This window comes from Pontibacter sp. Tf4 (genome assembly GCF_014212495.1).
GTDB lineage: Bacteria > Bacteroidota > Bacteroidia > Cytophagales > Hymenobacteraceae > Pontibacter.
On sequence record NZ_JACKZC010000004.1, the window covers coordinates 132,678 to 152,495 of the forward strand.

The following is a 19,818-nucleotide window of genomic DNA, read 5'->3' on the forward strand; positions in this document are numbered from 1 at the left end:
CCTTTTGTTATTTTAAATGTTTGCGCATCACAAAGTCGTTCATCCAGTAGGGGCCTATCGGGATATCTTCTTCGTGGTGCACGTGGTACCTGCAGCGTTCGTAAAACTTTTTTGCCTGGTTATACTTGTTCACATTCAGGTCCAGTGTGCTGCCGCCCAGCTCCCTCACTATAGTTTCCACGTGGGTTAGCAGTAGTCTGCCCAGTCCTTTTCCCTGGCACTCCGGCAACAAGTAGATTTTGTTCAGTTTGTACCCCTTGTTTTCAGCATCTTTTAAACTATAGCTGGCAAATCCGAGTGGCTGCGCGCCTTGGTACAGCAGAATAAAAGTCTGGCCTTCCTGCATCTGTGCCTGCAGTGCTTCGGGTGTATAGATCACGCCAAACATATAGTCTATCTGCTCTTTGCTGAGAATGGGGCTATAGGTTGGCTCCCAGGTGGCCGACGCCAGTTTTTCTATAGTTGGGATGTCGGCTGTGGTGGCTGTCCGGAAAAGGTAGTTGCTCATTTTGCTGTTGCTATAGTTGCAAGTTACGGGCTGCCGGTAAAAATGCCAACCCTGTTGTTACTTTGTGGTTATACTGTAAATGATACCTTTGTACCAATATCAAACTATAGTTTACTTATGAAAGCAATATACCTGGAAGCGATAAATTCCCCGTTTGTACTGATTGAAAAAGAAAAACCTGTGGCCGGCCCCGGCGAAACTATAGTTCAGGTAAAAGCTGCCGCGCTTAACCACCGCGATGTGTACATCCAGTATGGCCGCTATTTTACAAAAGAGTACCCCACTATACTGGGCTCTGATGGTGCCGGCATTGTAACCGAAGTAGGCGAGGGCGTGGATAAAAGCTGGATAGGAAAAGAAGTGATCATAGATCCGTCGTCGGACTGGGGCGATAACCCGGATGCACATGGCAGGGATTTTAAAGTACTGGGCATGCCCCAGGATGGCACCTTTGCCGAGTATGTAAACGTACGCGCCACCAACCTGCACGAAAAACCGGAACACATGACCTGGGAAGAAGCCGCTGCCCTGCCGTTGGCCGGCGTTACCGCTTACCGTGCCATGTTTACCAAATGCGGCCTTAAAGCAGGGGAGAAGGTGCTGATAACAGGTGCCGGTGGTGGCGTAGCGCTGTTTGCGGTACAGTTTGCCGTAGCAGCCGGCGCCGAGGTTTGGGTAACATCCGGCTCGGATGAGAAAATAGAGGCAGCTAAAAAACTGGGCGCTACCGGCGGCATCAACTATAAAAAAGAGAACTGGGGCAAAGAGCTGAAAGCTATAGTTGGTGGCTTTGATGTGAGCATAGATGGCGCTGCCGGTGAAGGCTTCGTGCAACTGGTAAAACTGGCTAAACCAGGCGGAAGGATTGGTATGTACGGCGGCACCACCGGCATGATCGGACAAATAAACCCTGCTGAGATATTCTGGAAGCAACTGGCCATCCACGGCAGCACTATGGGCACCAACGAAGACTTTGCCAACATGGTAGCTTTTGTACGCGATAAAAAAGTAAAACCAGTAGTGGATAGTGTGTTTACACTGGAGCAAACTGAAGAAGCCATGCGCTACATGGAAGCCGGCAAACAGTTCGGGAAAATTATAGTACGCGTGAACTAAGATTTTTAAGATTTGATAGATTTTAGGATTACTATTTTGTCATCTCGACAAAAGGAGAGATCTATCTGGGATTATTTATGAGCTACATTTGGAAACTATTACTTTTAACAGTTGCACTCCTTCTTAGTATTGCTGCTCATGCCTGTGATTGTGCTCCTTTAGATGGTGAAAACTGGAAACCAATTACTGTTCAGAAGCATTTGGGCAAAGCTGATTTGATTTTCATTGGTGAAGTTATTTCATCTGAAGGAGACCAGTTCGCAATGAAGGCACTTGATATATTTAAAGGAGAAATCAAGGGCGATACAGTTTATGGAGAAATGACAAATACATGTACATATGCTCCAGAAGATGGCCTTTGGATTGTGTATGCTGCAGTCGGAGGAAATGGTAAAATTGAATTGGATATGTGTTCACTGACCAGAAGTCTAACAGGCCTAGGAGCAAATCCACCGCCACCTCCTCCTATGCCCGGAGAAAACATAAGTGAAGAAGAACAGGAAGAAAGAGCAAAAGCTCATTATCCGAAAACCTTACCTCTTCATTTAAAGAACTGGATAAATGAGTATGCACTCTTAGTTGGATACAGAAATTCTATAGCTGAGCCTGAACCTGAAGTAGATCAAAAAAACTATATTAATTATGCTGCTCTCTTAATTTCTCTGTTAGCTTTGATTATAACATTGTTAAAGAAAAAGCATAATTGAGGATATCCTAAATAGATTTCTCGCTACACTCGAAATGACATAAAAAAAACAGCCGGTGCTATAGTTTAGCACCGGCTGTTTTTTTTTATGTCAATGTCAGGAGGAAATCTTAAAAATCAGAATAATCCCCTTAATCACTGGTCTTTATTGATTCTGATTTACCAGGTTGAGTAAGAACGCATATTGCAGGGCGGTTTCCTTGTAACGCTCAAAGCGGCCGGAAGCGCCGCCGTGTCCGGCTTCCATGTTCGTATGTAGCAGCAACATGTTGTTATCGGTCTTCATATCGCGAAGCTTGGCAACCCATTTGGCTGGCTCCCAGTACTGCACCTGCGAGTCGTGGAGGCCGGTGGTTACGAGCATATTCGGGTAGGCTTTGGCTTCTACGTTATCATACGGCGAGTAAGACAGCATATAATCATAGTACTGCTTTTCGGCTGGGTTGCCCCATTCGTCAAACTCACCAGTGGTTAGCGGTATGCTGGTGTCGAGCATGGTGGTTACCACATCCACAAACGGTACGGCTGCAATTACGCCTTTGTATAGCTCAGGTCGCATGTTTACAACTGCACCCATCAGCAGGCCGCCGGCGCTGCCGCCCTGTGCAAACAGTTTGTCGAGGTTGGTGTATTTCTGCTCTATCAGGTATTCCGAGGCGTCGATAAAGTCGGTGAAGGTGTTCTTCTTTTTCAGCATTTTACCATCCTCGTACCACTGGCGGCCCATTTCCTGACCACCGCGTATGTGGGCAATGGCATACACAAAACCACGATCCAACAAGCTCAGGCGCACCGAGCTGAAACCCGGATTCATGCTGTTGCCATACGAACCATAAGCGTAAAGCAGGGTCGGGTTGTTACCGTTGCGCTCCAGGCCTTTGCGGTACACCAGCGAGATCGGAATTTTGGTACCGTCATCGGCAGTAGCATAAATGCGGCGCGACTCGTAGCGGGCCGGGTCAAAATCACCTACCACTTCCTGGCGCTTCAGCAGCTCTTTCTCCCGTGTCTGCATGTTATAATCGTAGGTAGAGTTTGGCGTGGTAAGGGAGCTATACTCGTAGCGCAGTTCCTTGCTGTCGAAGTCCGGATTTACGCTGATGTAGGCGGTGTAAGCTTCCTCGCCGAAGTCAATGTAGTAATCGGTTTTCGGGTCGTTCCACTTCATCACCCGGATCTGGGTAAGGCCGTTTTTGCGCTCCTGCAGGGCCAGGTAATCCTTAAATATCTCGATACCTTCCAGCAGCACATCGGCGCGGTGTGGAATCACGTCTTTCCAGTTGGCTTTGCCGGATTTGCTTACCGGTGTCTGCATCAGTTTAAAGTTGGTAGCGCCGTCCTTGTTGGTAACGATGTAAAACTTATCACCAAAATGATCGATGCTGTATTCCAGGCCGCGTTCGCGTGGCTGAATTACCTTAAAGGTGCCATTCGGGTTATCGGCATCCAGGTAACGGTATTCGTTAGACAAGGTGCTGCCACTGCCGATAATGATGTACTTATCAGACTTGGTCTTATACACATAAGTGCTGAAGGTTTCGTCGGCTTCGTGGTACACTTCCTTGTCCTGCGACGATGGTGTGCCCAGTGTATGCTTAAAGATCTTGTAAGAGCGCAGGGCCGGATCCTTCATGGTATAGTATACCGTTTTGTTGTCGTTGGCCCATACTGCGGCGCCGGTCGTGTTCGGGATCTGGTCAGGTAAAAACTTGCCGGTTTTCAGGTCTTTAAAGCGGATGGTGTATTTGCGGCGGCTTACGGTATCTTCGCCAAAAGCCAGCAGCTGGTTGTTCGGACTTACGTTCATGCCGGCGGCAGCGTAATAGCTCAGGCCTTCGGCACGCTCGTTGGCGTTCACCATTATTTCCTCAGGAGCATCCAGGGTGCCTTTTTTACGGGCGTATATCGGGTATTCCTTGCCGGCTTCGTAGCGGGTGTAGTACCAGTAACCATCATCCTTAAACGGCACCGATTCGTCGTTTTGCTTGATGCGGCCTACGATCTCATTGTAAAGTTTCTTCTGCAGGTCTTCGGTGTGGGCCAGCATCTGTTTGGTATAGGCGTTCTCGGCGTTCAGGTAGGCAATTACCTCCGGGTCTTCGCGCTGGTTTAACCAGTAATAATTATCGATGCGGGTGTGGCCGTGCTGGGTAAGCTCTTTCGGTACTTTTTTGGCAACCGGCGGCTGTGGCTCGGCTATAGTTGTAGTAGTTTGCTCGGTAGTAGGCGTGTTGGTAGCAGTTGTAGCGGTGGTGTTGCTGGACGAACAACCGGTGGCTACCACAAGCGAAGCCGTAAGCAGCGTACCCACACAGGCGGCTGCCGGTTTCAGATTCTTCATAGTTAACATTTGCTATAGTTTAATTTGGATCGCAGCCTGCATGGCGGCAACTAAATGTACGCAGTTTGTAGGAAAAAATAAAACCATTATATGTTATGCTTGCATACTACTTTTTTAGTAATTTGGAACACCTTACAAACTATACAAATTAACTATGGCTACACAACAGGAATTTGAAGCAGCAGCAGAACGCTCTAAAACATTGACAGAACGTCCCTCTAACGACGTGCTTCTGAAACTATACGCGCTATATAAGCAAGGCTCTGAAGGAGATGTGAACACAGAGCGCCCCGGTGGGTTTGATTTTAAGAACATTGCCAAGTGGGATGCCTGGAAAAAGCTGGAAGGCAAAAGCCAGGAAGAGGCCAGAGCCGAGTACGTCGCATTCGTGAACGAACTGACCTCTAAGTAAGCCATTTTACTTTCCGTTTTTTTTAAGAGCCGTAGCCCTGGGTTACGGCTTTTTTATGCTCTTTTCTTCCTCAGTTCTTTCATTGGTCAAAGTCTTCAGGGTACACAAATACAGGCTGATTAAGGCCTGTGATATAGCTATAGTTATATAAATATATTACTTAAAGTGTATTATTATTGGTATAATTATACTTTAAATAATGATTATCGTATAAATACTATGCTGGCATCAGGCGTGCCCTGCATCTCCCTCTCTGCCTGTTTCGCCTACTAATTCTCACTTTTAATTTTTTTGCTATGAAAAAACATTACCCATTAAAGCTTCTGGCTTTATTGTTCTGGTTGGTGTCTGTAACAGCGTATGGGCAAGCAACTGTAAGCGGTAAAGTAACTGATGCCGGCTCTGGCATGGCCCTGCCTGGTGTAGCTGTAGTGGTGGTGGGTACTACCACCGGAACCAGTACTGATGTTAATGGTAACTATTCCATTACGCTTCCAACAGAGCAAGGCAGACTGACCTTTTCCTATATCGGTTATGAATCCCGCACCATCACTGTTACACCCTCCATCACTACACTTGATGTGCAGTTAACAGAAAAAACCACCAGCCTTAGCGAGGTGGTAGTAACAGGTCTGGCTACTTCTGTAAAGCGTACCAATGCGGCCAATGCGGTATCTACGCTGAATACGCGCGAGCTAACCGGAATTACATCTCCGCAAACTATGGATGCTGCTATAAGTGGAAAGCTGGTTGGTGCTAACGTAGTGGCCAACTCGGGTGCGCCGGGTGGGGGTATTGCCATGAGGCTACGCGGGGTAACATCGGTTTTTGGTAATGCGCAACCCCTGTATGTTATTGATGGAATTATAGTTGACAACTCCACAATTTCCGGAGGGTTGAATGTGGTAACAGCTGCAGCCAACCAGGGAAATGCCTCAAACCAGGATAACGCCTCTAACCGCATCGCCGATATAAACCCGGATGACATTGAAACTATAGAAGTGCTGAAAGGAGCGTCGGCGGCAGCTATTTATGGCTCACTGGCCGCAGCAGGTGTGGTAATTATTACGACCAAACGCGGCACTTCTGGCAAAACCCTGGTGGATATTTCGCAGGATGTTGGCTTTACGGAAGCGGCACATTTATTAGGGGTGCGCACATTTACCGAAGAGCGTGTAATATCGACTTATAAAGACCGGCCAGATCTTGTTGAGCAGTTTATTGCTGCCCGCGATGCCGGCAGGCTGATAGATTACGAGGAGGAACTGTATGGCAATAAGGGCATGCTGTATAATACCCGGCTGAATATAAGCGGAGGTAGCGAGAAGACACAGTTTTATGTAGGCGGTCTGATACAGGACGAAGAAGGGATAGTTAAACGTACCGGCTATGAGAAGAAATCCCTGCGCTTCAACCTTGACCATGAGATTTCTGAGCGATTTGATTTTAGCCTGAGCACAAACTATGTTAACTCCATAGCAAAGCGGGGACTTACCAACAACGACAACGCCGGTGTTTCCTTCGGGGTGGCGCTATCGAGCACGCCAAGTTTTGCGGATCTGTTCCGGGACGAAAGCGGCCTTTACCCGGATAACCCCTTTGCGGCATCCAACTTCCTGCAGACCCGCGACCTGATGACGAATGAGGAGAATGTAGATCGCTTCCTGGGTGGGTTAACTCTAAATACCAACCTGTACAACACAACTGTAAGCAGTACCAGACTTGTAATAAGAGCAGGGCTTGATTTTTATAACCTCAAGACCGTAGCCATCTTCCCGAGAATACTGCAGTTTGAACAGAACGGCAACCAGGGTACCTCTATACAGGGCAATAACTATAACCTGAACACAAACTTTGCTGCATTTCTGGTAAATGACCTGAGCTTAGGCGATGATAATCTGAATTTCACAACAACTATAGGCGCCACCCGCGAAAACTTTAACCAGGATCAGGTGCTAACTATAGCTACCCAACTCATCGGCTCCCAGACCAATCTCGACCAGTCGAGTGCAGTAACCGTGGACCAGACCCAACTGCCTGTGCGTAACAAGGGTTTGTTCTTCCAGGAAGAGGTTAACTTCAGAGACCGCATCATTGCTACTGCCGGCCTGCGCCTGGATAAATCCTCTAATAACGCCGATGTAAACGAGTTTGTAGCCTTCCCTAAATTCTCGCTGGCTATAAACCTTGCCAACTTCGATTTCTGGACCAGAGAAAGTGTGAACATGCTGAAACTGCGCGCAGCCTACGGCGAAGCAGGTGGATTTCCGCCATTCGGAGCCAAGTATACCTCGTTTTCGCCGTTTAATATAGGTGGCAGTCCGGGTATTATAGTTCCGATACAGCGCGGCAACGCCGATATAAAACAGGAGCGTCAGAAAGAATTTGAAACAGGCGTAGACATTGGGGTGCTGCAGGACAGGGTTATACTGGAGGCAACTTACTATATAAAAACAGTATCAGATCTTATTCTTGTGCAGAACGTTCCGGGTTCTTCGGGCTTCTCGACAAGAGTGGTAAACGGTGGCGAGCTCCGCAACCGTGGAGTAGAACTTGCCTTAAGCGCCACCCCATTCGACCTGCCTGGTTTTAAATGGAACTCCAGAACAAGTTACTGGGTCAATAACTCCGAGATCACAGAACTGGATGTACCGCCTTTCCCGCTGGGTGGTTTTGGTAACACGCTCGGTACCTTTTTTATAGAAGAAGGAAAGTCAGCCACCCAGATAAAAGGTATAAAAGGCGAAGAAGGGGTAGTAGTTTTAGGAGATGCTGCGCCTGATTTCCAGATGAACTTCCATAACTTCTTTACCATTAAAGAAAACCTGACCTTTTCGTTCCTGCTGCACTGGAAGCAGGGCGGCGATAACATAAACCTGACGCAATTGCTGACAGACCTTGGTGGCACTTCGTTTGACTATGATGATGATGACGATGGAGACGGCGTACCGAATGCAGCGGAGCGTACTGCGGCGCTGGGTGTTAGCGCTGAGCCGTTTGTGCAAGATGCATCATACCTGCGTCTGCGCGAGTTGGGGCTTTATTATACATTGCCAACAGCTTTTCTGGAGGGCGCAACCAAAGGAATTGTACGCCAGGTCAGGATCGGGGCATCGGCTACCAACCTGTTTACTATAACAGATTATGATGGTTACGACCCTGAGGTATCGAACTTCGGTGGTAACGGTCTCTCCACTGGTGTAGATGTAACGCCATTCCCATCCTCTAAACGATACTTCCTGCACTTTACAATTGGCTTCTAATTCTTAATCTGAGTTTTATGAAAAGTTACATATTTAAAATAAAGTATCAGGCGATGCTGGTATGGCTGGCAACCGGACTTGTACTACAGGGCTGCGAAGTAGATAATATTCCGGACCCCAATAACCCAACTGTAGAATCGGTACTTAATAATGCTACTGTAGATGATCTGAACAACCTGGTAGTGGGTACGGAGGCCGGAATGCGCAATTTTCTGGGAACATATTATGATAACATGGGGGTAATCGGGCGGGAGCATTACCGCTTCTCCAGTGCTGACCCACGTTTTACTGCCGATCTGTTAGGGAAAGGCAGCTCGGTGCTGGATAACAACACATTTTACACAACCAACCCCTGGGCTGGCCGCTACCGTGTTGTTAAAAACACCAACATCCTGATTGCTTCGGTATTTAATACTACACTTATTACAGAGGAACAACGGCAGGGGTACCTGGGGTTTGCCAAAACTATAAAAGCCCACCAGTTGCTGATGAACCTGACCATGATGTGGGAGCCAGGCATACGAATAGATGTGGACGACCCTGATAACCTGGGTCCTTTTGTGGAACGTAGTGCCGCCCTGGACTCTATAGCATTGCTTTTGGAAGAAGGCGCAGGGCACCTTGCTGCCGCCGGTGAGGAATTTCCTTTTTCGTTATCCGAAGGGTTTGCCGGGTTCAACGATCCGGCAGGCTTTCTCCAGTTCAATCGTGCGCTTGCTGCACGTGTGGCTGTTTACAACGAAGAATTTGAAGATGCGCTGGGTTTTCTGGAAGACTCTTTTCTTGAATTGAATACCGACTTCAATAAAGGTGTCTATTACGTCTTCAGTGCCTCATCCGGAGATGTATTGAATCCGGTATTTGTAGCGCCTAACTCATCAGGTGAGATAAGGATAGCCCACCCCAGTTTTATTGCTGATATTGCCCCGAATGATGACAGGAGATCGAAAGTGCTGGAGCGGGAAGAGGCGGCATCGCTGGACGGTTTAACCGGAAAGTACGATGTGGCCTTGTATAAAACCAACACCGATCCGATCCCGATCATCCGGAACGAGGAGTTGATTCTGATTTATGCAGAAGCAAACATACAGACAGGTAATACTCTGGAAGCTGTAAGAGCGCTGAATATTATCCGCCAGGGCCATGGCCTTGGGCCCTACGCTGGGTCGGTAACCCAGGCCGCTTTGATCGATGAAATGCTGGAGCAGCGCCGTTACTCGTTGTATTTTGAAGGGCACCGCTGGGTAGATATGCGCCGGTATGGCCGCCTGAATGAATTGCCCTTAGACCGACCGGGAGACGATGTATGGACCACTTTTCCGAAACCGTTTATAGAAGAAGCTTTTTAAAGCAGCTAAACTATAGTTCAATAAAAAAGGAGCCCGGTCAGGCTCCTTTTTTATTTCAGTTTCCAGGTATGGCCGCAGTTATAGCATCTGTACTTATGGCTGATAAACGGAAGCGGAAAGCCAAACAACAGGTAACTCAGCGAAAATACGGTCTTGTTATACTTCTCTTCGGCAATGTGGTCGGAGCCGCATTGCGGGCAGGTGGTAACTACCACGTGTTCCTGCATGGGCGGGGCCAGTTCTATGTTGTCGTCCAGCAGGTATTCGTTGTCGCCGCCCTGTATCCGGTTAAGGACATGGCGGGCTTCTTCTGCATCCTGCTCGGTAACTTTTAGTTTTACGCCACCTACTGCCACCGAATAAAAAGGCTGTGCCCCCACAATATGCTCATCGCTGAGGAAGCACAGGATGCCTTCGGCTTCCAGGCGGCCTTTCATAATGTGGGCTTCGGTGGGCTCGTTAAAGCTGGCTATAGTTACCAAACGCTCTGCCATAGTGTTCTACTGAAATATAATTACTGCTTGCGTTCCGGCAGGTCAAATGCCTTTGCATCGTGCTCAAAGTGGCCTTTGTGAGAGCCGTCGCAGAAAGGTTTATTCTGGGATAGGCCGCAGCGGCAGATCGAAACCAGTGTGCGTCCGCCTAAGCCATACACATTTCCTTCTTTATCTACGATCTCAAAATCATCGCCTTCCACACGCAGCGAGCCGTTGCTGTTTACTGTGATCTTTGTTTTTGCCATTACTATAGGTTAGGTGTAAAGCAAATATAGGCATTTATAGTTGGTTTACAGCGCAGCAGGGCGGTATAAAAACAAGAGCGGCTGCAGGTATTTCCCGCAGCCGCTCTTGTTTAAACTAATGTAGTACGCGCAGCTTAGTTGCTGTACAGGTACGTGTATGTTTCAGACTTACCGGTTGGCGATGTAACGGTCTGGCTGGTTGGGTAGCCGCGCTCATCATACTTGTAAGTATAGCTGTAACGATACGTTTTTTTGCTGCCATGCACCAGTGTAGAGGCAACCGTCATGTTGTTCGGGCTGGCTTCGGCGCCTGGCTCTGCATGGTTAAAGAATGGGTTCTGGTTCGTGTCGTAAGAATACGTAGTGGTAGAGAACAGTTTACCAGTGCCTTTGCCATCCACTACAAATTGTTTTTCCTGGCCTATGTTGCCGTTTGGAAGCGATTCGTATGTTGTGTATGACTTCAGCTTAGCTGATTTCTCATCAGCACCTTCCAGCACCGATTTTTTCTCTAACTCTTTTTTGCTGTTATATTCGAACGTGGTAATAGCGTTGTACTCCAGGTTGCTGCCGTTGTAGTAAGCAGTTGTGGTTTGGGTAAGCTGGTTTTTCTCGTTGTAACGGAAAGCCTGCTCTGAAAGCACAGCGTGGTTATCGCCGGCGTGGGTTGTAGCTTTAATTACATTCCCTTTGTTATCGCGGATAAACTTCTCGAAAGACTCCAGGTCGCCGGTTTCTTTGTCGTAGTGGTTTATCTGGGTAAGTTCTTTCCCGGCATAGTTGTAAGAGGTGATCTCTGATGAGTCGGCCATTACATGGGAAATAGCGCCCTGCTCCATTGTTGGCTGAAGCGCTGTTTTGTCTCTGTCATCGCAAGATGAGAACGCCACCACGCCGAAAAATAGCATGGCAGGCATAATTCTGTTTTTCAATTTCATTTGGCTAAAAGTTGAAAACGTGAAAACTAATTTCACCAGTTACCTAAGCTGGTGTTGGATTGAAAACGGCAAAACTGAAAGAATAATTGCACTTGTGTATAAAAAATAATAAAAAACACGATTGTAGTGTTGTGTTTGTTTTGGTTTAATAGTTTATAATGTTCTGATAAACAGCTGTTTGATTGTTAATATTAAATTTTTAAAAAGGTTACAAAAAAATTTAAAATACAATTAATATATAATTTTACCTATTTAAGGGTGTTGGATTTAATTAATTAAGACTTGCACTCTGGGCTATACTCAGGAGCTCATCGCCGGCATCTATGTCGTGGCGCAACTGCTCTTTAAAGCTTACCGATACGCGTATGGCGCGCAGTCCCTGCACTCCCTGCATCTCATCCACATCCAGAAACTCCACATCCTGCTCCACATATCCTTCCGACTGCAAAAACTCGATGTAGCGCATGTACTCTGTTGCTTCTTTCTGCTGGGTATAAACTATAGCAATTTTTCCAGGCTGGGTAAGGCGCTCTTCCGAGTCGCGCACGGTGGCCTTATCCAGTCGTTTTTTTATGATCTCGTACCGGATATTGCTGCCTCCGTCCACGTCAAATTTCTTCTCATCCAGCCGGAAGCGGATCGAGATCGGGTCGCTGTGCACGAGTATGAGCTGCGCGATCTCCAGCGGAAGTTTTAAGGTAGCACGCAGGTTCTGGATGCGGCGGGCGATTTCGCAGGTAAGCATCAGCTGCCACAGCCGCATGTTCTTCAGGTAGATGCTTTCAAAATTGCCACTGTTCAGCAGCGACGACCCGATGTAGATATTATACTCCAGCCCGTCTGTCTTATACTTCTCGAAATAGTGCGGAAATATCTGCTGCGCTTTTTCTTCTTCGCGGTCCAGGAACGAGGAGATCGTTTCGTTTATCAGGAACAGGCTCTCTTCGTACGCGCGCCGCTTGTTGTAAACCACATGGTACGGGTTGGTAATGGCGTTCTTGTATTTTCTGATCGCGTTCTCAGTGTTAGGGTTCAGTTGCAGGAAATGATTGAACAGTGGTTCCACTTCCAGGCGCAGCAGCTCCAGCACCTGTGCCTCATCATCCGGGCCAAGCTCCGACACGATGTTCTGCGAGAATTTATCGATCTTGAAAATAAGCTCATCCAGGATAGGCAGTGGCAGGTTGTCCTTCGCAGCCAGTATCACTTCCTTGGCCAGTACCAGTTGGTCCAGCAGGTCGCCCTGTATGGCTTTGTTGCGCTCAATGGCCGAGTTGCGCACATCCGATACGCCGTACAGCGGGTAAATATCCCGGAACACGATCGGCTCTATCTCGGCGGTGGCGTTGCGTTCCATCTTCTCCAGGAAATTAATGGCTGCCTGTGTAAAGCGCCACTCTACTACCGGGTGTATGGCTGTGTACTTTTCTTTTACAATGTTCTGGATGCTGCTGCGTAACTCTTCCAGGCCGCGGTGCAGGGCCAGGGCAAACAGGGGCAGCACATCTTTCAGCCGGATAATGGACAGGGCATTCAGCTCACCGGGAATAGGCGAGGCTACTTCCAGCAAACCAATGATCTGGCCTTCGTACTGCAGCGGCGCTATGATCAGGTTACGCACACCTTTATCCAACAACAATTGCTCGACAAGGGTAGGGCTTGTGAACAGCTTCAGGTCCTCTACTATAATAGTGTGGCCGTGTTTGATAACAGGTTCGTAAATAGAGCCGCGCAGGTCCGAGAGGCGCAGGTCGCATTCTTGTGTCAGTACCAGGCCATTCCATATCTTGCGGGCATACGAGGTGTCGAACTCCTGCATGGCCGGGCACGAAGCCATCCCGAACTTAATGCCGGGCAATCCAAACAGCACGCGCAGTTTTTGCTGCAGTCCCTGGTAACTTTCTTCGGAGGTAACGGTGTTTTGCTCCAGCAGATCGTAGCGCAGCGAGGAAATGGTCTGCTCCATGGTTACGTCCGTGAAGTCGTAAATAGCAAAGCCGCTGAACTCAAAGTTCTCGGGCGGCAGCTTCTGCATCCAGAGGTCCAGATTGTTGTAGCGGTTTATCAGGTAGTTTATTTCCTGCGGCTTAAGGGGTTTTAGTTCACCTTTCAGCTTCACGTCCATAAACTTCAGGTCTATAGTTAGTTTATAGTGGCGCTCGAGTTGGGTAAACTTATCTTTAATGGTAAAAATAAAGGGCTTGTCTACCTCAAAATTGGCGTTGTAAAACTTGTCCAGAATAATGGTATAGGCCGTCAGTGTCTGCCGGAAAAGCAGGGTCTTGTTATCGATATCCAGTTTCTCGCTATAGTTGCCGCCCAGCAGCTTCAGCTCTTCCAGGCGCGGCGTGGCATAAAAACTCTCGAAGTGGAACGGCACCACGGTGGCGCGCAGGTCATTTTCCCATAAGGCACTCGGGAAGATCTCTTCCATTAGGATGTCCACGGTGCTGATGTGCTGCTCTATGAGCGAAATATCTTCAACGGGTTGCAGCAGGGCGGGTGTTTTGCGCAACAGGCCGGCCAGTTCCTGCACGCGGGCAATGTTGCAGCTGGGGTCGGTATTCACTTTCTTTTCCCAGTAGGCCACCAGCGGCGACAGACTGAGCGTAGTTCTGAATGGAAATTTATCTGCACTCAGAATAATCTCATCTTTGTTGGTAATAGAGACAACAGTTTCATGGAAACGGCTTCTTGGATTGCTCATAGGGCGAATATGGTTTTAATAGCCTGAAAGCTATAATTAATGCTTTTTTGTGGGTACAGGTAGTTGGTGTTCTCTTCATTAAACGTAATCGGGTAGTAAAGGATAGTACAATTTCTGTTAACTTGCTGTTAAATCAGCCTGGTGCCGGTTATGCTGTTTTTGCTGGCAGTTATATAGTTTTGGCATAATATTTACACGCAATCCGGTGTTATCATTGGAGATTATACTTTGTGTTATGAAAACCTTGAAGAAATACCTGATGGCTGCGTTACTGGCCGGAACTATAGGAAGTGTGCAGGCGCAGACAACATCACAACTGGAGCAGGACCTGCAGGATTTACGTACCTGGATGCGGAAAAAATCGGCACAGGCTGACAGTGTGACCCGGGCCGAGTGGCCAACTATAAAACAGGAGTTCAGAAGCCTGACATCGGGGCTGGATAGAAATAAAGAGAAGCTGTCGGCGGAAGACAAAGAGGAGTACAATGCCCTGAAGAGCCGCTACAATGCCTGGGAGGAGCGCAACGAAGCAGAATCTGTGAACCTGAACGGCCGCGAACTGGAGCGTTGGGAACAGCTTATGACCGGCACCACCCGCATTGGAGCTATAAAACCAGCCGGCATGCGCAACGCCTACATCCGCCTTACAGACTATACCCGTGCCCACCGCCGTAACTGGAGCCTCCGCGACTGGGAATATGCCGAGTTTGTGTTTGGGGAACTGAACAGCCGCAAAGCCGAAGTGCTGGATAACCTGAGCAACAGTGATAAGATAAAGATTGCCGCCCTACAGGTAGAGTTTGCCACGCTTAAAAAGAGCCGCGACGCCCAGGAAAAATATAACGACATGCGCGAGAAGCGCTAAACTATAGGTACTATAGTTGTAAAGGCGGGCACTGCCCCTGCCAGTAAAATCAAACAAAATGCCCCGGCAACTATAGCGTTACCGGGGCATTTTATTTTAAATGGCGTTCTGTCCTTTGGTGCCGCCCGACTGGTCTTTGGCTTTATTGCGGCCCTGGTCCGGGCTTTTATCTTGCTGCTGCTCTTTCAACTGCCTGTTTTCATCTTTCCTCACCGAGTTGGCCGGCATTGTGCCATGCTGTTTGTGGTGGCTTTGGTTGTGTCCCTTCGTCATAGCTTTCAGAATTTGGTTCTCCTGAAGTGTACGCCGGCCTGCCTGTTCGGTTGGATTTGCCCTGAAAAGAGTGTTTTTAAGATTGTGTATTTTGTACTATAAACTACCTATATTGTGCAACTGCTATCTAAGCAAAATCTGCTACATTTGTTTTCAGCTTTTACCAAATTTTAGTTTTAATATGCACATTGCGATCGTCGGCAATATTGGCGCCGGCAAAACAACCCTGGCTACTAAACTGTCTCAGCATTTTAAGTGGGACCTGTACCTGGAGGCAGTAGAGAACAATCCTTACCTGAAGGATTTTTATGAAGATATGGAGCGTTGGGCCTTCCATTTGCAGGTGTTTTTCCTGAACAGCCGTTTCGGGCAGGTGCAGCAGATACAAGCCACCGATCGCAGCGTGATACAGGACCGCACCATTTACGAGGATGCCCACATCTTTGCTAAAAACCTGCACCAGTCCGGGCTGATGAGCACCCGCGATTACGAGAACTATTTTGCCCTTTTCCAGTCGATGATCAGCATGGTAAAAGCACCGGACCTGATGATCTACCTGAAAGCCGACCTGCCAAAACTGATCGGGCAGATCGAAAAGCGTAACCGTGATTACGAAAGCAGCATCAGCATAAACTACCTGCGCAACCTGAACGAGCATTACAACGAGTGGATGGCCAACTATAAACAAGGCAAACTGCTGGTGATAGACGTGAACAACCTGGACTTTGTGGCAAACCCCGAAGACCTGGGCGAAATCATTGAAAAAATACAGGTGGAGCTTTTCGGTCTGTTTTAAACTATAGCTTACAAAACCAACTATAAAGCCGCTGCTTTTCCCATAGGGGAGGGCAGCGGCTTTATAGTTTCCGGGGCGGGTATAACTGATAATTATGCTGTATAAATATTTGAATATTTATTTGTAACTATTTGATGCTTTTTTAGTACTATTGCATATCCGATAACACATGTTATTTATAAGAGAAATGCTGAAAGCACTCACAAAAGTAAGCATTGGCCTAGGCGCCGTATTGCTTATGTTCTCATGTTCCAAGGACATGGAAAATGTTACCCCTTCCTCCGACTTTAGCAGTTCCTCGCTGGATGCCGCTAAAGCTGCAAGCCTTACCAGCCCGGTTACTGTATCAGCGCTGAGCACTACCGATGGTAAAACCTGGCAGTTTACAGTACAGAAAACAGCTGAGGGCAATGTGGCCAATATCGGTTCGCTTTTGCTGACACTTACCGGCTGCGACGATCAGCAGATTGCTTTAACAAGTGCCAATGTTGTTTCTGCATCTGTTACCGGCTCTCTTGTGCAGTCGCTGGCTCCATCTTTTAAAGAAGGAAATGGCAGTGCCTGCGATATGTCGGCAGTGACAGGCTATTTGAGGTTATCCGATTTCCAGGAGAAACTGACCGATGGCCGGGTTTACACCATCCGGTTTACACTAAGCCAGGCCATTCAGGTGAAGTCAGCTACCGTCTGGACAAGGATCAGCAATGCGTGCCATACAACTACTGTAAGCGGGCCGGGTTGCGACGTGATGGACCTGTGCGGCGAAGGCCAGGGCGCTTTCCATAAAGCAGGAAGCTGGAACGGACAAACCGTTACGTTGGGTGGTTATACCTATACAGAAGCGGAAGGCCTTGCTATTATGACACCAAACGGAAACAGCGCCGGAGGCCTTAAGGATGCAAGAGCAGCTTTCTCGCAGGGTGCCACTGTATTGCTGAACAGACAAATGGGCTACATTTCTGCCAATGCTTATGCTGCCGAGCTGGCAACTATAGATGCTTACCTGAGCACGCTGAATAAGCTGACTTCTTATAGTATCGTTGATATGCCAACCGGCAATGCCGCAGCCAAAGCCGCTGCCGGATACATCGGGGACAACATTAAGTGTGAGGAGGGAGAGTAAAATCTGTCCGGAATTATAGTTAGAAGAGATGAGGTGACAGGCTTCATCTCTTTTTTATTTAGTTACCTGCAGCTATGGCTATAGTTTATAGTTGCAGGCTAAGCTATAGTTTACCAAACAAGCCCCCGCTGATTTTAACGACAACTATAAATTTACTATCTTCCATTCTCTAACAAATAAAACTATAATGAAACCACGCCATTTATTATTTGCCTCTGCCCTGGCTGTTGCTACAGTTGGGTGTACCAGTAACACTACAGAAGACGGCAGCACTACCACCGAAACAGCTACTACCCAACTCGGCGACAGCCTGCAACAGAAACTGGATATGTATACCACCGTGCGCCTGACCGCCGACATGAGCAAGCTCACCGAAAAAGAGCGCCAGATGATTCCGCTGCTGATTGAGGCCGGTAAGATTATGGACAAGCTGTTCTGGTACGAGGCTTACGGCAGAGGCGACTCGCTGCTGGCTGCGCTGGACAACGACAATGCAAAGGCTTTTGTAAAAATAAACTATGGCCCTTGGGACCGCCTGAACAATAACGAGCCTTTTATAGAAGGAGTAGGACCAAAGCCGGCAGGATCTAACTTTTACCCGGCCGACATGACCAAGGAAGAATTTGAAAAAGCTACTCTGAAAGACAAGGCCAGCCTGTACACCTTTGTGCGCCGCGATGCCAATGGCCAGTTGATCACGGTGCCGTACCATGTACAGTTTAAGGAGGAGGTTAAAAAAGCATCGGACCTGTTGAAGCAGGCGGCTGCGCTGGCCGAAGACGCCGGTCTTAAAAAATACCTGACCCTGCGCGCCGATGCCCTGCTGAACGACAACTACCAGCCAAGCGACCTGGCATGGATGGATATGAAGAACAACACCATAGATGTGGTGATCGGCCCGATTGAAACGTATGAGGATGCCTTGTTCGGTTACAAAGCTGCCCACGAAGCTTATGTGCTGATTAAAGACCAGGACTGGAGCAAACGACTGGCCAAGTATGCAGCCTTTTTGCCGGAACTACAGCGTGGCCTGCCGGTAGCAGCCAACTATAAAAAAGAAACCCCGGGCACCGACTCTGACCTGAATGCTTACGATGTGGTATTTTATGGCGGCGACAGCAACGCGGGCAGCAAAACGATAGCCATTAACCTGCCAAACGACGAAGAAGTACAGCTAAAACGTGGTACTCGCCGCCTGCAGCTCAAGAACGCCATGCGTGCCAAGTTCGATAAAATTATGATGCCGATAGCGGATGAGCTTATAGTAGAGGACCAGCAGAAGCACGTCACCTTCGACGCCTTTTTTGGCAACACCATGTTCCACGAAGTAGCGCACGGACTCGGCATTAAAAACACGATAAATGGCAAAGGTACCGTTCGCGAAGCCCTGAAAGAGCATGCCTCTGCCCTGGAAGAAGGTAAAGCTGATATTTTAGGTCTGTACATGATCACGCAGCTGCACGAAAAAGGCGAAGTGGAAGGCAGCCTCGAAGATTATTACACCACCTTCCTGGCTGGTATTTTCCGTTCGGTACGTTTTGGTGCCTCCAGCGCGCACGGCAAAGCCAACATGGTACGCTTCAACTTCTTTAAAGAGAACGGCGCCTTTGAGCGCGACGAAGCAACCGGCCGCTACCGCGTAAACTATACCAAAATGCGCGAAGCCATGAACAAGCTGTCAGAGAAGATACTGACGCTGCAGGGCAACGGCGATTATGCAGGCGTAGGCAAACTACTGAACGAGCAGGGGCTGGTGGATGCCAAGCTGCAGGCCGATCTCGATCGCCTGAGCAAAGCCAATATACCGGTAGATGTGGTGTTTGAACAGGGCACCGAAGTGCTCGGTTTAAAATAAGCCTGGTCTTATGCATGTGCTGCACTGGAAACAACTGGATTGGTCGGGACGTGAGTTCGGGCTAAGGTCGCCGGAGCATACGGTAGGGAAACTTGCCTTTGAAAGCTGGACCGGTTTTGATGCGACCTATACTTCTGAAAAGGTTACCATCCAATTCAGGAACCGGGGATGGTTTGAGCAGGATGTAACTATAGTTTACAACGGCGAGGAAATAGGCCAGGCAAGGGCATCCTTGTTCGGGAAAACAACGGTGCAACTGCGTACCGGCGAAACCTATACCCTGAAAAGTGAGGCTTTCTCTTATAACCGCACCGTGCAGGACGCGACTGGCCATACCATTATCAGTTTTAAGCAGCCCACGTTCAGTTTTGGCAAAGGCGAAATTGGTGTAGCAGATTCGGTGTCGGAGCTGAGCCGGGAGGTGCTGGTAAGTACAAGCCTGTACCTGAAAGCCGTGTCGGAACACCAGGCCGCCATCCTGATCATTGTGTTTATTCCAATTTTTCTGCGCAACATTTTAGACTAAAGATAGCATTACACTAAAAGAAAACGCCCGGCCATCAGGTCGGGCGTTTTTTGTTTTGGCCTGTCGCTTTAAACTATAGTTTAAATTGATAACTATAGTTTGTATGTGAATTTATAGTTTGATTATCAGTTAGATATAAAAAACAAAATTGACGATATGTAAAATCTGGCACAGCTCTTGAAACAAAGGAGATGCCGGCTGAAAGTAAAGTGTTGAATAGAGGAGAAGAGCAGCCGAATTTTAAAAAAGTGAGTTATGAAAAATGCAAAAACGTTGATCGCTTATCTGTTAGTAGCCG

At 48.1% G+C, this 19,818-nt stretch carries 17 protein-coding genes; 10 read left to right on the plus strand and 7 right to left on the minus strand.

Translation table 11 applies throughout. The annotated features are described in order from the left end of the window. Window positions 1-7 precede the first annotated feature (7 nt). Window positions 8-508 (minus strand): GNAT family N-acetyltransferase, encoded by a 501-nt coding sequence (locus tag H7F15_RS07840; RefSeq protein WP_185196422.1) that lies wholly within the window; start codon window positions 506-508, stop codon window positions 8-10. A gap of 117 nt (window positions 509-625) precedes the next feature. Here H7F15_RS07840 and H7F15_RS07845 point away from each other — a divergent pair, with 117 nt between their 5' ends. Together H7F15_RS07845 and H7F15_RS07850 are read left to right on the plus strand one after the other, a co-directional pair. Beyond that, complete coding sequence (locus H7F15_RS07845) at window positions 626-1,624, plus strand: zinc-binding dehydrogenase (RefSeq protein WP_185196423.1); 999 nt, start codon at window positions 626-628, stop codon at window positions 1,622-1,624. A 77-nt stretch (window positions 1,625-1,701) separates the two neighbouring features. Continuing rightward, the gene (locus H7F15_RS07850; protein WP_185196424.1) at window positions 1,702-2,331 is read left to right on the plus strand and encodes a hypothetical protein; all 630 of its coding nucleotides are present in this window, start codon (window positions 1,702-1,704) and stop codon (window positions 2,329-2,331) included. A gap of 144 nt (window positions 2,332-2,475) precedes the next feature. On the opposite strand, the gene H7F15_RS07855 is transcribed toward H7F15_RS07850, so the two are convergent. Next, complete coding sequence (locus H7F15_RS07855; RefSeq protein WP_185196425.1) at window positions 2,476-4,671, minus strand: S9 family peptidase; 2,196 nt, start codon at window positions 4,669-4,671, stop codon at window positions 2,476-2,478. A 154-nt stretch (window positions 4,672-4,825) separates the two neighbouring features. Between H7F15_RS07855 and H7F15_RS07860 the strand changes: the two genes are divergently transcribed. The 3 genes from H7F15_RS07860 (at window position 4,826) to H7F15_RS07870 (ending at window position 9,695) form a co-directional block, all read left to right on the plus strand. Further along, complete coding sequence (locus H7F15_RS07860; RefSeq protein WP_185196426.1) at window positions 4,826-5,083, plus strand: acyl-CoA-binding protein; 258 nt, start codon at window positions 4,826-4,828, stop codon at window positions 5,081-5,083. 296 nt (window positions 5,084-5,379) lie between these two features. After that, window positions 5,380-8,346, plus strand: a complete 2,967-nt coding sequence (locus H7F15_RS07865; RefSeq protein ID WP_185196427.1) for a SusC/RagA family TonB-linked outer membrane protein — start codon at window positions 5,380-5,382, stop codon at window positions 8,344-8,346. A gap of 17 nt (window positions 8,347-8,363) precedes the next feature. After that, a complete protein-coding gene (locus H7F15_RS07870; protein ID WP_185196428.1) occupies window positions 8,364-9,695 on the plus strand; it encodes a RagB/SusD family nutrient uptake outer membrane protein in 1,332 nt (443 codons plus the stop codon). A gap of 50 nt (window positions 9,696-9,745) precedes the next feature. On the opposite strand, the gene H7F15_RS07875 is transcribed toward H7F15_RS07870, so the two are convergent. The 4 genes from H7F15_RS07875 to H7F15_RS07890 all read right to left on the minus strand — a co-directional run bounded on the left by H7F15_RS07875 (window position 9,746) and on the right by H7F15_RS07890 (window position 14,082). Next, window positions 9,746-10,189 (minus strand): DUF2007 domain-containing protein, encoded by a 444-nt coding sequence (locus H7F15_RS07875; RefSeq protein WP_185196429.1) that lies wholly within the window; start codon window positions 10,187-10,189, stop codon window positions 9,746-9,748. Between the two features lie 20 nt (window positions 10,190-10,209). Further along, entirely contained in the window at window positions 10,210-10,437 is a 228-nt protein-coding gene (locus H7F15_RS07880; RefSeq protein WP_185196430.1) for a CDGSH iron-sulfur domain-containing protein, read from the minus strand. A 134-nt stretch (window positions 10,438-10,571) separates the two neighbouring features. Then, window positions 10,572-11,375 carry a hypothetical protein gene (locus H7F15_RS07885; RefSeq protein WP_185196431.1) on the minus strand — a complete coding sequence of 268 codons (804 nt, stop codon included), beginning with the start codon at window positions 11,373-11,375 and terminating at the stop codon, window positions 10,572-10,574. Window positions 11,376-11,646: 271 nt separating this feature from the next. Further along, window positions 11,647-14,082 carry a GAF domain-containing protein gene (locus H7F15_RS07890; RefSeq protein ID WP_185196432.1) on the minus strand — a complete coding sequence of 812 codons (2,436 nt, stop codon included), beginning with the start codon at window positions 14,080-14,082 and terminating at the stop codon, window positions 11,647-11,649. 235 nt (window positions 14,083-14,317) lie between these two features. Here H7F15_RS07890 and H7F15_RS07895 point away from each other — a divergent pair, with 235 nt between their 5' ends. Further along, the gene (locus tag H7F15_RS07895; RefSeq protein ID WP_255481140.1) at window positions 14,318-14,947 is read left to right on the plus strand and encodes a hypothetical protein; all 630 of its coding nucleotides are present in this window, start codon (window positions 14,318-14,320) and stop codon (window positions 14,945-14,947) included. A 96-nt stretch (window positions 14,948-15,043) separates the two neighbouring features. Here H7F15_RS07895 and H7F15_RS07900 read toward each other — a convergent pair whose 3' ends face one another. Then, window positions 15,044-15,220: a hypothetical protein gene (locus H7F15_RS07900; RefSeq protein ID WP_185196433.1), complete on the minus strand. Its 177-nt coding sequence runs from the start codon at window positions 15,218-15,220 to the stop codon at window positions 15,044-15,046. Window positions 15,221-15,401: 181 nt separating this feature from the next. Here H7F15_RS07900 and H7F15_RS07905 point away from each other — a divergent pair, with 181 nt between their 5' ends. The 4 genes from H7F15_RS07905 (at window position 15,402) to H7F15_RS07920 (ending at window position 19,520) form a co-directional block, all read left to right on the plus strand. After that, window positions 15,402-16,016 carry a deoxynucleoside kinase gene (locus H7F15_RS07905; RefSeq protein ID WP_185196434.1) on the plus strand — a complete coding sequence of 205 codons (615 nt, stop codon included), beginning with the start codon at window positions 15,402-15,404 and terminating at the stop codon, window positions 16,014-16,016. Window positions 16,017-16,185: 169 nt separating this feature from the next. Continuing rightward, on the plus strand, window positions 16,186-17,139 hold the full coding sequence (locus H7F15_RS07910; RefSeq protein ID WP_185196435.1) for a hypothetical protein: 954 nt from the start codon (window positions 16,186-16,188) through the stop codon (window positions 17,137-17,139). Window positions 17,140-17,326: 187 nt separating this feature from the next. Beyond that, window positions 17,327-18,994 (plus strand): Zn-dependent hydrolase, encoded by a 1,668-nt coding sequence (locus tag H7F15_RS07915; RefSeq protein WP_185196436.1) that lies wholly within the window; start codon window positions 17,327-17,329, stop codon window positions 18,992-18,994. A gap of 10 nt (window positions 18,995-19,004) precedes the next feature. Beyond that, window positions 19,005-19,520, plus strand: coding sequence for a hypothetical protein (locus tag H7F15_RS07920; RefSeq protein WP_185196437.1), 516 nt, complete (start codon window positions 19,005-19,007; stop codon window positions 19,518-19,520). Window positions 19,521-19,818 lie beyond the last annotated feature (298 nt).